Annotated in this window: 12 protein-coding genes and 2 pseudogenes; 3 read left to right on the plus strand and 11 right to left on the minus strand. The window is 72.8% G+C overall.

What is annotated here, in order from left to right; all coding sequences use genetic code 11:
• Positions 1 to 129: 129 nt before the first annotated feature.
• The 3 genes from OHB56_RS26575 to afsQ1 are packed head-to-tail and all read right to left on the minus strand — an operon-like array spanning position 130 to position 3262.
• Entirely contained in the window at positions 130 to 759 is a 630-nt protein-coding gene (locus OHB56_RS26575; RefSeq protein ID WP_406356023.1) for a hypothetical protein, read from the minus strand.
• On the minus strand, positions 756 to 2588 hold the full coding sequence (locus tag OHB56_RS26580) for an ATP-binding protein (RefSeq protein ID WP_326754428.1): 1833 nt from the start codon (positions 2586 to 2588) through the stop codon (positions 756 to 758). The genes OHB56_RS26575 and OHB56_RS26580 overlap by 4 nt, the downstream gene beginning before the upstream one ends.
• Positions 2585 to 3262 carry a two-component system response regulator AfsQ1 gene (gene afsQ1, locus OHB56_RS26585; RefSeq protein WP_029394402.1) on the minus strand — a complete coding sequence of 226 codons (678 nt, stop codon included), beginning with the start codon at positions 3260 to 3262 and terminating at the stop codon, positions 2585 to 2587. Before afsQ1 ends, OHB56_RS26580 begins: the two co-directional genes overlap by 4 nt.
• A gap of 266 nt (positions 3263 to 3528) precedes the next feature.
• On the opposite strand from afsQ1, the gene OHB56_RS26590 reads away from it, so the two are divergent.
• Entirely contained in the window at positions 3529 to 4281 is a 753-nt protein-coding gene (locus OHB56_RS26590; protein ID WP_326754429.1) for a SigE family RNA polymerase sigma factor, read from the plus strand.
• 276 nt (positions 4282 to 4557) lie between these two features.
• Here the strand turns inward: OHB56_RS26590 and OHB56_RS26595 are convergent, their stop codons facing one another.
• Positions 4558 to 5217: a uridine kinase gene (locus OHB56_RS26595; protein ID WP_326754430.1), complete on the minus strand. Its 660-nt coding sequence runs from the start codon at positions 5215 to 5217 to the stop codon at positions 4558 to 4560.
• A gap of 141 nt (positions 5218 to 5358) precedes the next feature.
• Here OHB56_RS26595 and OHB56_RS26600 point away from each other — a divergent pair, with 141 nt between their 5' ends.
• Positions 5359 to 5763, plus strand: coding sequence for a hypothetical protein (locus OHB56_RS26600; RefSeq protein WP_326754431.1), 405 nt, complete (start codon positions 5359 to 5361; stop codon positions 5761 to 5763).
• Positions 5764 to 5884: 121 nt separating this feature from the next.
• Here the strand turns inward: OHB56_RS26600 and OHB56_RS26605 are convergent, their stop codons facing one another.
• The 3 genes from OHB56_RS26605 to deoC are packed head-to-tail and all read right to left on the minus strand — an operon-like array spanning position 5885 to position 9379.
• On the minus strand, positions 5885 to 6841 hold the full coding sequence (locus OHB56_RS26605) for an aldehyde dehydrogenase family protein (protein WP_406356026.1): 957 nt from the start codon (positions 6839 to 6841) through the stop codon (positions 5885 to 5887).
• Positions 6834 to 8375: an aldehyde dehydrogenase family protein gene (locus OHB56_RS26610; protein ID WP_406356028.1), complete on the minus strand. Its 1542-nt coding sequence runs from the start codon at positions 8373 to 8375 to the stop codon at positions 6834 to 6836. Before OHB56_RS26610 ends, OHB56_RS26605 begins: the two co-directional genes overlap by 8 nt.
• A 5-nt stretch (positions 8376 to 8380) precedes the next feature.
• Positions 8381 to 9379 (minus strand): deoxyribose-phosphate aldolase, encoded by a 999-nt coding sequence (deoC, locus tag OHB56_RS26615; RefSeq protein ID WP_326757148.1) that lies wholly within the window; start codon positions 9377 to 9379, stop codon positions 8381 to 8383.
• A gap of 172 nt (positions 9380 to 9551) precedes the next feature.
• Between deoC and OHB56_RS26620 the strand changes: the two genes are divergently transcribed.
• Positions 9552 to 10394 (plus strand): PH domain-containing protein, encoded by an 843-nt coding sequence (locus tag OHB56_RS26620; RefSeq protein ID WP_406356030.1) that lies wholly within the window; start codon positions 9552 to 9554, stop codon positions 10392 to 10394.
• 133 nt (positions 10395 to 10527) lie between these two features.
• On the opposite strand, the gene OHB56_RS26625 is transcribed toward OHB56_RS26620, so the two are convergent.
• From OHB56_RS26625 to OHB56_RS26640, 4 genes and pseudogenes are all read right to left on the minus strand, one after another.
• Positions 10528 to 12162, minus strand: a complete 1635-nt coding sequence (locus OHB56_RS26625; RefSeq protein WP_326754435.1) for a phospho-sugar mutase — start codon at positions 12160 to 12162, stop codon at positions 10528 to 10530.
• A gap of 135 nt (positions 12163 to 12297) precedes the next feature.
• Positions 12298 to 13122 (minus strand): purine-nucleoside phosphorylase, encoded by an 825-nt coding sequence (locus OHB56_RS26630; RefSeq protein ID WP_326754436.1) that lies wholly within the window; start codon positions 13120 to 13122, stop codon positions 12298 to 12300.
• A 221-nt stretch (positions 13123 to 13343) separates the two neighbouring features.
• A pseudogene (locus tag OHB56_RS26635) lies at positions 13344 to 13646 on the minus strand (gamma-glutamylcyclotransferase); the annotation flags it as partial.
• A 108-nt stretch (positions 13647 to 13754) separates the two neighbouring features.
• Positions 13755 to 13895: pseudogene (locus OHB56_RS26640) on the minus strand (gamma-glutamylcyclotransferase); the annotation flags it as partial.
• Between the last annotated feature and the right edge of the window lie 38 nt (positions 13896 to 13933).

Here is a 13933-nt window from a genome sequence, read left to right on the forward strand (position 1 = left end):
ACGCGGCCCTCGGCGGGATCGGTTCCGCGTGGGGCCCCGCCGGTCGGGTGAGGCGTGCGCCACAGTGCCGCACGCAGGCCGGGTACGGGCCGCGTACGCGGCCGGAGCGCGCGACGCACCGCGGGAGCCTCACCCGCCGGTGACCGCCGTGGACGGGGGTTCCGCGCTGCCCGGACGGGCCCGGACCTCGTCCGTGCACCGGTAGCGGCGCGCCCGCTCGTCGTCCTGGCCGCCCAGGACCACCGAGCCGTCGCCCTCGGCCGCCGCCGAGTCGGAGAACGTGCAGACGATCTGCGCGAGGGCGTAGGACGTCAGGCTTCCCGGCGGGGTGCTCAGGCGCAGCGTGTCCTGGGGGTCGCCGGGCCGCGGACCGCTCACGGTCATCCCGCCCCGTACGTTCGTGGCGTACCCGGCCTCCTTCTCGGCGGACGTCGGCGACGCCGAGAGCTGGTCCAGCAGTCCTTGCGCCACCTGGGCGCGCCGTTGCCCGGAGTCCGCCGCCCCCTCCGGCATCCGTACCGTCCGGTCGACGGCCACCAGGGACGAGCCGCAGCGCAGGAACACCTGGGCCGGCAGGCCCTGCGCGGGCGGTGAGGCCCCGTCCGTCTCGGTCTGCGAGCAGCGCACCCGGGAGGGCGCCGGACCGAAGTCGGTCGGCACCTCGGTGGCCCGGATCCCGCACCCCGCGAGCAGCACGCCGAGCGCGGTGACGCCGAGCAGCCCGGGGAAGCGGCCTACGCGCCTCGGCCGTCCGTTCATCGGTCGTCCCCCTCGGCGTTCTCACGCCGGGTGCCGCCCTTGCCGCCGGCCTTCCCGGAGGTGCCGCCCGTGCGCTTCCGCGCGTCCTCGGTGTTCTCTGCGTTCTCTGCGTTCTCTGCGTTCTCTGTGCTCTCGGGGTTTTCCTCCATCAGCGCGGAGATGTCGCGCGGCAGCCGCAGGGTGAACACCGCGCCGCCCCCGGGAGCGTTGGCAGCGGTGATCTCACCGCCGTGGGCATGGGCGTTCTCCATCGCGATGGACAGGCCGAGCCCGCTGCCCTCGGAACGCGGCCGGGAGGCACTGGCCTTGTAGAAGCGGTCGAAGACATGCGGCAGGACGTCCTCGGGGATGCCCGGCCCCTGGTCCCGCACCTCGATGATCACCGTTCCCCCGCCTTCGGTGCCGGTCCCGGGTTCCGCCCCGTCGTCCGCGACTTCGCCCGCCACTGCCTCGGCGCCGCCGGTCGCGCTTCCGGCCCCCGAGGGGTCGCCTCCGCTCCCGTCCCCGGCCCCGTCCCCGTCCTCGGCCCCGCTCTCCTCCCGCACCGACACCCGCACCGGCGAGCCGCCGTGCTTGAGCGCGTTGCCGATGAGGTTGGCGAGGATCACGTCCAGCCGGCGCGGGTCGATCCGGGCGTGGATGCCGCGCTCCGCGTCCAGTTCGACCGCGTCCAGCCAGGCACGGGCGTCGATGCAGGCGGTGATCTGGTCGGCGATGTCGACGTCGTCGAGAACGAGACGGGCGGTGCCCGCGTCGAAGCGGGTGACCTCCATCAGGTTCTCGACCAGGGTGTTGAGCCGCCGCGTCTCACTGACCACGATCCGTACGGCGGGCTCGACCATCGGGTCGATACCGCCGCCCTCGAACTCCAGCTCCTCCTCGAGGACTTCCGTCACGGCCGTGATCGCGGTCAGCGGGGTGCGCAGCTCGTGGCTCATGTCCGCGACGAACCGGCGGGACGCCTCGTCCCGGGCGGCCATGTCGGCCACCCGTTTCTCCAGTGCCTCGGCCGCCTTGTTGAACGTCCGTGACAGGTCGGCCAGTTCGTCTGTTCCCGACACCCGCAGCCGGGTGTCCAGCTTGCCCTCGCCGAGCCGCCGGGCGGCTGTCCCGAGCCGCTGCACCGGCTTCAGCACGGTCGTCGCCAGGGCCTGCGCCAGCAGCGCGGAGCCGATCAGCGCGAGTCCGGTGGCGATCCCCAGCGACCAGGCGAGCGAGTTGAGGTCCTTGGCCTCCGGCTCCAGCGACTTGAGCATGAAGCCGGTCGGCCCGCCGCCGATCGTCCGGGTGCCCGCCACCAGATAGGGGGTGCCGCCGGCGACGATCCGCTGCCAGTACAGGTGGTACGCGTACTTGTTGGTCGAGGTGATCTTCTGCCGCTCGTCCACCGCCTCGCGCAGCGAGACCGGCACGTCCTGCAGCGAGAAGCCGCTCAGCCCGCCCGAACTGCCGTACACGGTACGGCCGTGGGGGTCCTCGGCGATCAGCAGCACCGAGAACCGCTGGCTGCTGTTGGCCATCTGACCCGCGGTGTACTGCAGTTCCTCCTGCGTCGGCCGTTCGGGCAGCGCGCCCGCCCGGTTCTGCATCTCCTGCTCGAAGTCGCCCAGGACCGCGTCCTGGGTGCGGGTGAGCACCGCCTCGCGGTTGAGCCAGTACGCGATGCCCGACGCGGACACCGCGGCGGTGAGCGCGACCAGCCCGAAGACGACGACGAGCCGCAGCCGCAGGCTGGTGAAGCGCAGCCGGGACCAGACGCCCTTGCGCGCCGCGGACCAGCCGCGGGACCCGCCGTGGTGTTCCTGGTGCTCTTGTTGCTTCTGTGTCACTGAGGCGGATCCAGCCGGTAGCCCACACCCCGGACCGTACGGATCAGCGTCGGGGACGACGGCACGTCCTCGACCTTCGCGCGCAGCCGCTGGACGCAGGCGTCCACGAGCCGCGAGTCGCCCAGGTAGTCGTGCTCCCACACCAGCCGCAGCAACTGCTGCCGGGACAGCGCCTGGCCCGGACGCCGGCTCAGTTCGAGCAGCAGGCGCAGCTCGGTCGGCGTCAGCTGCAGGTCCTCACCGTTCTTCGTCACGGTCATCGCCGACCGGTCGATGACCAGGCTGCCGAAGCTCGCCGAGTCGCTGGACTCCCGCTCCCCGCGGCGCAGCACCGCCCGGATCCGGGCGTCCAGCACCCTGCCCTGCACGGGTTTGACCACGTAGTCGTCGGCACCGGACTCCAGGCCGACCACGACGTCGATGTCGTCGTTGCGCGCGGTCAGCAGAATGATCGGCAACTGGTCGGTGCGCCGGATGCGCCGGCACACCTCGAATCCGTCGATGCCGGGCAGCATCACGTCCAGCACGATCAGATCCGGCCGCTGCTCGCGCAGCAGCTTCAGACCGTCCTCACCGCTGGCAGCGGTCGCCACGCGGTGACCCTGGCGCGTCAGTGAGAGCTCCAGGGCCGTGCGGATGGCGTCGTCGTCCTCGATCAGCAACAGGGAAGGCACAGCCTCATTCTGGCGCATGGAGGCCCCCTGTACGACCCGTGGGGGCAGATGCCCGTTGGGACCGGATAAGGGCGGCTACGTGCACCGACGCCTGTGGAGAAGGTGTGTGCGACGGCGGCTCCGCGCCCCGGACGGCTCCTGTGACAGGCCTGTGACAGTCGGCGGACACGGCGATGAAGTCACCCCGGCAAGATTTTCGTCATCAGCAGGACGGCAAGCGGCACCGCAAGGCGAACACACCGGAAGTCCACGACGGGGGGCGCGAGATGAACACACTGCACGGCACCAGCAACAGCGCAGTTGTCACGCGTCTGCACGACGTGCACCGAGGTGGCGAGAAGGCCGGTGCCGCGACCAAGCGGGGGTGCGGTCGCGGCGCCGGGCGTCACACCGGCTTCATGACGGTGATCGACGCGCCCACGGGGGGCACGGGGAACACGGGGGAAACGCACGGGGGAAGCGCGTACGGGGAGGAGCAGGGGGAGCGCCGTTCACTGTCGGAGGTGGAGTTCACCGCCTACGTCCAGGAGCGACGTGCCTCCCTGTACGCGACCGCCTATCACCTGACCGGCGACCGCTTCGAGGCCGAGGACCTGCTGCAGAGCGCCCTGTTCTCGACCTACCGGGCGTGGGACCGGATCAGTGACAAGGCCGCGGTCGGCGGATACCTCCGCCGCACCATGACCAACCTGCACATCAGCGCGTGGCGCCGCCGCAAGCTGAACGAATACCCGACCGAGGAACTGCCGGAGACGGTGGGCGACACGGACGCGATGCGCGGCACCGAGCTGCGCGCGGTCCTGTGGCAGGCGCTGGCGCGGCTGCCCGAGCTCCAGCGCACCATGCTGGTCCTGCGCTACTACGAGGGCCGTACGGACCCGGAGATCGCGGACATCCTCGGCATCAGCGTCGGCACGGTGAAGTCGAGCATCTGGCGGTCGCTCCGCCGGCTGCGCGACGACGAGGTCCTCAGCTTCGGCCGTGACGAGGAGGACGCCTTCGGCGAGTTGGTCGCCTGAAGGTACGGGGGGAAGCACGGGGGATCGGGGGATCCCAGGGGAACCGGGGATCGGGGGATCCCAGGGGGAACCAAGGGGGGGACCCAAGGGGGAACCAAGGGGGGGACCCAAGGGGGGAACAAGTAACGGGGGACGCGGAGATGTCGGGGGACGTCGCCGCGGAGCGGGGGAGCCACAAGGGAGCGGGACGGGAAGGCCGGGGGGCCTTCCCGTCCCGCTCCCTTGTGTGCGACGTGTGCCGTGTGTGCGTCGGCGCGGTGCCGGTGTTGGTGCCGGCTACGACCGGGCGGACGTACGCGTCGTGAGTGTCCCGGCGCCGGCCGGAACGCTGCCGCCCCGTGCGGTCGCCAGGCGGGTCAGTGCCTCGTCGCGGTCGCAGGCGTGCGCGCCGAGCGCGGTCTGGCGGGCGACGATCGATCGCTCCAGCCGCATCAGCCGCCAGCCGCGGCGCAGCAGGAACGGCACGGACTTGCGGCCTTCCCTGAGGTCCCGCAGGAAGCGGCGGCGGAAGGTCTTCACCGGGCCCCGGCTCAGGCACAGCGCGTCGGCCAGGAGGCCCAGTTCGCCGCAGCGGGCGACGATCTCCGCGGCGAAGATGCCCTCCGCGATGAACAGCGGCGCGGCGCCGAAGTCCACGTGCGACGCGCCCGTACGGGCACTCAGGCCGATGTCGTAGACGGGCACATCCGTGCGGCCCGTACGGCACAGCCGGTCGATCGCGGCGACGGCGGCGTCCGCGTCCCAGGAGCCGGGGTGGTCCCAGTCGATGTCGGAACCGCCCGCCACGAGGGGCAGGGACGGGTCGTCGCCCTCCTTGTAGAAGTCGTCGAGACGCAGTACGGGCAGGCCGGAGCGGGCCGAGAGGAGGGACTTGCCGGAGCCGGAGGGGCCGCAGAGCAGCACGACACGCGCGGAGAAGGGCGACTGGGAACTCACGGGACACCAGTCTGAGGCATCGAACGGGTGGTGCACGACCGTGCGGGTCCGCTTTGAGGCGCGTACCACATCTCCACTACGCTGCGCGTCGTTCCGATCACTCAGCGGGAGGGTCGGCGAAGGCAAGAGGTGGCAGCAGCGATGGCCCGACACGCAGCACCCAAGAAGCCGGCCGCCCGGCGCACCCTGGTCGCCCTGGCGACCGCGGGAGTGGCCCTGGGGGCGGGCGCGACGACGGCGGCGGCGGACTCGGAGGCGCCCCAGGGCCCGCGCACCACGCGTCCCGCATCGCTCGGAGCCGTCGATCCGCAGACCGGTGCCCAGCCCCTGACGGGCACGGTCGGTCATGTCGCGGGCCCGGTCTCCGGCCTGAAGCCCAACCCGCTGGCCGGCACGGGCGTCGACCCGCTCGACAACGGGGTGGGCACCCAGGTCGCCGACTTCAAGCCGGTGGACTCCCGCACGGTGACCCGCCCGGTGGCCCAGGCGCAGTCGGTCGACGGCGTTCCGGTGGTCGGCCGGGCGACGGGAATGCTGGGCGGCTGATCCGCGGGGCATCCGCAGGACGCCCCGCGGACCGGCCGGACATCGAGGCGTCCGCCGGACGTACGGAGAGCCGCGCCCCTCCCGGACGGGGGGCGCGGCTCTCCGGGCTGCGGCGCCTCCGTCAGTAGGCGGAGCCCGAGGCGCCCAGCGAACCCGTCGGGTGCCAGACCGTCTTGGTCTCCAGGAACGCCGTCATGCGGTCGGTGCCCGGCGTCGCCGCCCAGTTGTCCACAGGCTGTGGACGCAGGACGCGCTTGAGGTTGTCGGCCGCGGCGATCTCCAGTTCCTTCGCGAGCGCCTCGTCGGCGCCCGCGAGGTCGATCGCGTTGACGTCCTGGTGCGCGGCCAGGGGCGCGGCGATCTCCGCCGTACGGCCGGACAGGATGTTGACGACACCGCCGGGCACGTCGGAGGTGGCCAGGACCTCGCCGAGCGAGAGCGCCGGGAGCGGGGCCTTCTCCGAGGCGATGACGACCGCGGTGTTGCCGGTCGCGATCACCGGGGCGAGAACCGAGACCAGGCCGAGGAAGGACGACTCCTGGGGTGCCAGGACGGCGACCACGCCGGTCGGCTCGGGGGAGGACAGGTTGAAGAACGGGCCCGCGACCGGGTTTCCGCCGCCGACGATCTGGGCGATCTTGTCCGTCCAGCCCGCGTACCAGACCCAGCGGTCGACCGCCGCGTCCACCTGCGCCGCGGCCTGCGCCTGCGTCAGGCCCTCCGCGTCGGCGACCTCCCGGACGAACTGCTCCCGGCGGCCCTCCAGCATCTCCGCGACGCGGTAGAGGACCTGACCGCGGTTGTACGCCGTCGCCCCGGCCCAGCCGCCGAACGCCTTGCGGGCGGCGACCACCGCGTCACGGGCGTCCTTGCGGGACGACAGCGGGGCGTTCGCCAGCCAGTTTCCCCCTGAATCGGTCACCTCGAACACCCGGCCGCTCTCGGAACGCGGGAACTTCCCGCCGACGTACAGCTTGTAGGTCTTGAAGACGCTCAGCCGCCGCTGCCCGGTCCCGCCGGCAGTGTCGGCGGTCGCGGCCTTGCCGGCCTGCACGTTCTTGTCGGTCTTCTCAGACATCGAGGTACGCCTCCAGGCCGTGGCGGCCGCCCTCGCGGCCGAATCCCGACTCCTTGTAGCCGCCGAACGGCGAGGTGGGGTCGAACTTGTTGAACGTGTTGGACCAGACGACACCCGCACGGAGCTTGTTCGCCACGGCCAGGATGCGGGAGCCCTTCTCCGTCCAGATGCCCGCCGACAGGCCGTACGGCGTGTTGTTGGCCTTGGCGACGGCCTCGTCCGGCGTCCGGAAGGTGAGCACCGACAGCACCGGGCCGAAGATCTCGTCCCGCGCGACGGTGTGCGCCTGGGTGACGCCGGTGAACAGCGTCGGCGCGAACCAGTAGCCGCTCTCCGGGAGTTCGCAGGGCGCCGACCAGCGCTCGGCGCCCTCCGCCTCACCCTGTTCGACGAGCGAGGTGATCCGCGCGAGCTGCTCCGCGGAGTTGATCGCGCCGATGTCGGTGTTCTTGTCCAGCGGGTCGCCCAGGCGCAGGGTGGAGAGCCTGCGCTTGAGGGAGTCGAGCAGCTCGTCGTGGATCGACTCCTGGACCAGCAGGCGCGAGCCCGCGCAGCAGACCTGGCCCTGGTTGAAGAAGATGCCGTTCACGATGCCCTCGACGGCCTGGTCGATCGGGGCGTCGTCGAAGACGATGTTGGCGCCCTTGCCGCCGAGTTCGAGCGTGACCTTCTTGCGGGTCCCGGCGACGGTCCGCGCGATCTGCTTGCCGACCGCCGTGGAGCCGGTGAAGGCGACCTTGTTCACGTCCGGGTGGGCGACCAGCGCGGCGCCCGCGTCGCCGTATCCGGGAAGGATGTTGACGACGCCCCGGGGCAGGCCCGCCTGGCGGCAGACGTCCGCGAAGAAGAGGGCGGAGAGGGGGGTGGTCTCGGCCGGCTTGAGGACGACCGTGTTGCCGGTCGCGAGCGCCGGGGCGATCTTCCACGCGAGCATGAGCAGCGGGAAGTTCCAGGGGATGACCTGGCCGGCCACGCCGAGGGGGCGCGGGCTCGTCCCGTAGCCGGCGTGCTCGAGCTTGTCGGCCCAGCCCGCGTAGTAGAAGAAGTGCGCGGCGACCAGGGGCAGGTCGGCGTCCCGCGTCTCCTTGATCGGCTTGCCGTTGTCCAGCGTCTCCAGGACGGCCAGCTCGCGGCTGCGCTCCTGGATGATCCGGGCGATGCGGAACAGGTACTTGGCCCGCTCGGCGCCGGGCAGCGCCGACCAGCTCGCGAAGGCCTTCCCGGCCGCCTTCACCGCGCGGTCCACGTCCGCCTCACCGGCCCGCGCGACCTCGGAGAGGACCTCCTCGGTGGCGGGGCTGACGGTCTTGAAGACCCGGCCGTCGGCCGCCTCGGTGAACTCGCCGTCGATGAACAGGCCGTAGGACGGGGCGATGTCGACGACCGCGCGGGACTCGGGCGCGGGGGCGTACTCGAAGGCGGACGAGCGCGCGGGGGCGGCCTGGGCGGTGGTGGCCGCGGTGACCGTGGTGGCCCCGACGGCCTCGGCGGCCGACACGGCCGCGGTCTTGTTCTTCTTGTTCTTCTTGGTCATGGTGATCAGTCCACCGTCACGTAGTCGGGGCCGGAGTAGCGGCCGGTGGCCAGCTTCTGGCGCTGCATCAGCAGGTCGTTCAGAAGCGAGGAGGCGCCGAAGCGGAACCAGTGGTTGTCCAGCCAGTCCTCACCGACGGTCTCGTTGACCAGGACGAGGAACTTGATCGCGTCCTTGGTGGTGCGGATGCCGCCGGCGGGCTTCACACCGACCTGGACCCCGGTCTGCGCACGGAAGTCGCGGACCGCCTCCAGCATCAGGAGCGTGTTCGCGGGCGTGGCGTTCACCGCCACCTTGCCGGTCGAGGTCTTGATGAAGTCCGCGCCGGCCAGCATGCCGAGCCAGCTCGCCCGGCGGATGTTGTCGTACGTCGACAGCTCGCCCGTCTCGAAGATGACCTTCAGCCGGGCGCTCGCCCCGCAGGCCTCCTTCACGGCGGTGATCTCGTCGAACACCTTCCGGTAGTTCCCCGCGAGGAACGCGCCGCGGTCGATGACCATGTCGATCTCGTCGGCACCGGCGGCGACGGCCTCCCGGACGTCGGCCAGCTTGACGGCGAGCGGGGCGCGGCCGGCCGGGAAGGCGGTCGCGACGGAGGCGACCTTGACCGTGGAGCCGGCGACGGCCTCCTTGGCCGTGGCCACCATGTCGGGGTAGACGCAGACCGCGGCCGTGGCGGGCGCCGTACGGTCGGACGGGTCGGGGCGGACCGCCTTCGCGCCGAGCGCCCGGACCTTGCCCGGGGTGTCCGCGCCTTCCAGCGTCGTCAGGTCGACCATCGAGATGGCGAGGTCGATGGCGTACGCCTTCGCGGTCGTCTTGATCGAGCGGGTGCCGAGCGAGGCGGCACGCGCCTCCAGACCGACCGCGTCGACGCCGGGCAGCCCGTGCAGGAAGCGGCGCAGCGTGCTGTCGGACGCGGTGACGTCGCTCAGCGCGGCGGGAGCACCGCCTCGCTCGGGCGCCGGCGAGGGCTGGGGGGAGGTGGGTGCAGGGGAGGACATGGTCACCAGCCGAGCATATCTACGCGCGTAGCGGCTGTACAGCCCTCCGACCCGTTCAGGAACGGGGGCGGGGCCCGTCCGGTTCCCGTCCTGCTCCCGCCCTGTTCCGCCCGGCCCCGCCCACCGCCTGCCCGTGCGAACGCGGGTGCGGGCGTCGGGCAGAATCGGGAGCATGACGACCCCCGAGCCTCAGCCGTCCGACCGGGAGCCCGCAGAGCCTGCCCAGTCCACCGAGCCCGCCGACTCCGCCGCCTCCTCCGAACTGTCGGAGCCTTCGGCGGCGTCGGAGTCCCCGGCGACTCCGGAGCCCGCGGACTCTTTGGCGGCGGCTTCAGCGGCGTCGGAGGGATCGGCGGCGGCCTCGGCGGGCCCGGCGGCCTCGGGGCCCAAGTACGCCGACCGGATCTACCGGTCGACCTCGGGGTTCGTCGGCGGCGCGCTGATCCTCGCCCTCGCCTGCTGGCTCGGTATCGACGCCGTGGCCGTCGGCGAGGGCGACACCCCGTGGCTGGCGCTCGCCGCGCTGCTGTTCCTCGTCCCCCTGGTGGCCGCGTACACCCTGGTCCCTGCGGTGTACGCCAACGAGGACCGGCTGCGCGTCCGCAACCCCTTCCGCACGATCACGCTGCCCTGGGGGCGGGTGGTCTCGCTGCGCTCCGGCTACACCAACGAGGTCTTCTCGGACGACGGCGGCAAGTACCAGCTGTGGGCCCTGCCCGTCTCGCTGCGGGCCCGCAAACGGGCGACGCGGCGGGACCCGCGGGTCACGGGCGACCGGGCGCCGGGCACCGGGGCCTCCCGGCGCGGGGGCGTCGCCCCGGGCGCCCCGGACCGGTCGGCCGGAGTCGATCGGGCGCCGACGGACCGCTCGATGGACGAACTGCGTGAGCTGCACGAGCACCGCGGGGGCGAGGCGAGCGCGCAGGGCGAGGTGAGCGTGCGGTGGTCCTACGAGATCCTCGCCCCGTCGCTGGCCGGCGCCGTGCTGCTGGCGGTCCTGCTGGGGCTCGGCTGAGGGATCTCGCCCCCCTGAGGGGCGGTACGTCGGGAGGGGCTGCCGATCCGGCAGCCCCTCCCGACGTTTTTCCCCGTGGGTTTCCCCGTGCTTTTCCGCGAGTGCTCCGGTGCGGGATCCCCGCACCGGTCGCTCAGATGCCGGCCGCCGCCTTCAGGTCCCGCTTGATCGCGGTCAGCAGGGCCGCCGCCTCGGTGCGGGCCGCGGGAAGGTCGTCCCGCGCGGTGACCGGGACGACGACCTCCAGGTAGCACTTCAGCTTGGGCTCCGTACCGCTCGGGCGGACGATGACGCGGGCACCCCGGAGGGTGTAGCGCAGGCCGTCGGTGGGCGGCAGGGCGTCCGTGCCCCGGGTCAGGTCCTCGGCCTCGGTGACCGGCAGGCCGGCCAGTTCGGCCGGGGGGTTCTCCCGCAGCCGGCGCATCGCGTCCGCGATGAGGGACAGGTCCTCGACGCGCACGGACAGCTGGTCGGTGGCGTGCAGGCCGTGGGCCACGGCGAGGTCGTCGAGGAGGTCCAGGAGGGTACGGCCCTCCTCCTTCAGCCCGGAGGCCAGCTCGGCGAGGAGCAGGGCGGCCGTGATGCCGTCCTTGTCGCGTACGCCGTCCGGGTCGACGCAGTAGCCCAGCGCCTCCTCGTAGCCGTAGCGCAGGCCCTCGACCCTGGCGATCCACTTGAAGCCGGTCAGCGTCTCCTCGTGCGGCAGACCCGCCTGCTCGGCGATGCGGGCGAGGAGGGACGACGAGACGATCGACTCGGCGAACGTGCCGGTCGCCCCGCGGCGGACCAGATGGGCGGCGAGCAGCGCCCCCACCTCGTCGCCGCGCAGCATGCGCCAGTCCCCGGCGGTGCCCTTGACGGCCGCGGCGCAGCGGTCGGCGTCCGGGTCGTTGGCGAGGACCAGGTCCGGCTCCGCCTCGCGGGCCGTCGCGAAGGCCAGGTCCATCGCCCCGGGCTCCTCCGGGTTGGGGAAGGCGACGGTGGGGAAGTCCGGGTCGGGTTCGGCCTGCTCGGCGACCAGGACCGGCTCGGGGAAACCGGCCCGCGCGAAGGCGGCGAGCAGGACGTCCTTGCCGACGCCGTGCATCGCCGTGTAGACCGTGCGGGCGGTACGGGGGGAGCCCTTGGCCAGGACCGCGTCCGTGCGGGCGAGGTAGGCGTCCAGGACGGAGTCGTCGAGGGTCTCCCAGCCGGCGTCGGGACGGGGCACGTCGTTCAGGGACCCGACGGCCGCGATCTCGGCGGCGATCTCCGCGTCGGCCGGGGGGACGATCTGGGAGCCGTCGCCGAGGTACACCTTGTAGCCGTTGTCGCGGGGCGGGTTGTGACTGGCGGTGACCTCGACCCCGGCGACCGCGCCGAGGTGCCGTATGGCGAAGGCGAGCACCGGCGTGGGCAGGGGCCGGGGCAGGACGGCGGCCCGGAGCCCGGCGCCCGTCATGACGGCGGCCGTGTCGCGGGCGAAGTCCGCCGACTTGTGGCGGGCGTCGTAGCCGATCACCACGAGGCCCCCGGTGTGCCCCTGCCTCTTGAGGTACGCGGCGAGGCCGGCGGCCGCGCGGATGACGACGGCGCGGTTCATCCGCATCGGGCCGGCGCCCAGCTCGCCGCGGAGGCCCGCGGTGCCGAACTGGAGGGTGCCGCTGAAACGGGCGGTGAGTCCGGTGACGTCGTCGGCGTCGAGGAGCGCCGCGAGTTCCGCGCGGGTCTCGGGGTCGGGGTCCTCGGCGAGCCAGGTGCGGGCGCGAGTGGTCAGGTCGTCGTGCACGTGTCGGTCAGCCTCTCGAATGGTTCGTTGCGTCGTCCCGCCCCGCGGAGGGGCCCGGGCGGAGGGCCCGGCACGGGTCCTGCGGAAAGGCCCCGGAAAGGGGGGCCTGCCGGAGGGGTCCCGCGGAGGGTTCCCCTACAGGCGGCCCAGGACCTGGGTCAGGAGGGTGCCCATCCGGGTGGCCGAGTCGCGGCCCGCCTGGAGGACCTCCTCGTGGTTGAGGGGCTCACCGGTCATGCCGGCGGCGAGGTTGGTGACCAGGGAGATGCCGAGCACCTCCGCACCCGCCTCCCGCGCCGCGATGGCCTCGAGCACCGTCGACATGCCCACCAGGTCCGCCCCGATCACCCGCGCCATGCGGATCTCCGCCGGGGTCTCGTAGTGCGGGCCGGGGAACTGGGCGTAGACGCCCTCCTCCAGGCTCGCGTCGATTTCCTTGCACAGGGCCCGCAGACGCGGGGAGTACAGGTCGGTGAGGTCGACGAAGTTGGCGCCGACGATGGGGGAGGTGGCCGTGAGGTTGATGTGGTCGCTGATCAGGACCGGCTGGCCGGGACGCATGCCCGCGCGCAGACCACCGCAGCCGTTGGTCAGGACGACCGTCTTGGCGCCGGCGGCGACGGCGGTGCGGACGCCGTGCGCCACGGAGGCCACGCCGCGGCCCTCGTAGTAGTGGGTGCGGCCCAGGAAGACCAGGGCGCGCTTGGCGCCGACCCGGTAGGACCGGATCGTGCCGCCGTGGCCCTCGACCGCGGGCGGCGGGAAACCGGGCAGCTCGGTGACCGGGAACTCGGCGTCGGGGGTGCCGAGGGCGTCCACGGCCGGTGCCCAGCCGGAGCCCATCACGAGGGCCACGTCGTGGGTCTCGGCGCCCGTGAGCTCACGCAGGCGCGCGGCTGCGGCGTCGGCTGCGGCGTGGGGGTCGCCCTGGATGTCGTCCGGAAGAAGAGAAGCGTTCACGCGGATGAGAGTAGCCGGTGTTCGCCTACGCGCGTAGATGCCGTAGCTCACGGGCTCGCGATCGTTGTCCTGTCGTTTCCGACGAGGAGTGGGCAAAGGACCGGATCCGGAGCCCTCGTCGCACGCCCACCGTCGCCTGCCCACCGTCGTACGGGCGGCTTCGTGCGGGCGGGTTCCTGCGGGTCGGTGCGCGAAGCCGCTCCGCGTGAGCGCTTGCGCGCTCAGCAAGGACGCTTGCGCAGCTCCATCACGTAGTCGTGGGGCGCGCCCGCGGACTCCGCCGCGTCCGCCACCTGTCCCAGGTAGCGGGCCGAGGGCAGGCCGCCCTCGTAGGTGTTCAGGACATAGGACCAGGCGGATTCCTCGCCGTCCAGGGTGTGCACGCGGACGCGGGTGCGCCGGTAGATGTCCAGGCCCGTGCCCTCCCAGCGGTCCATGGACTCCTCGTCCATGGGGGCGATGTCGTACAGCGCGACGAAGACCTGTGCGAAGTGGTCCTCGACGATCGTCGCGAGCGCCCCGGTCCCGCTCTCCTTCGGGCTTCCGGTCCCGCTCTCGATCCCGTTCCCGGTTCCCGTCCCGGTCCGGTCCTCGGCCGACAGTCCGCCGTCCGGTCCGTCCGGCCCGCCCGGCCAGGGCAGACCCCAGGTGTCGCCCCCGAAGGTCAGCCGCCATCCGTTCAGCCAGCCGGTGGCGCGCAGCGGCGAATGCGGAGCGCGGCGGGACATCAGCCGCGCGTCGAGGTTGCCGGCGTACGCGGCGTAGAGCGACATGCTGGAGAGCGTACGGCAGCCGCCCCGCGGACCACTCC

This window comes from Streptomyces sp. NBC_01635 (genome assembly GCF_045209715.1).
GTDB classification, from domain to species: domain Bacteria; phylum Actinomycetota; class Actinomycetes; order Streptomycetales; family Streptomycetaceae; genus Streptomyces; species Streptomyces hirsutus.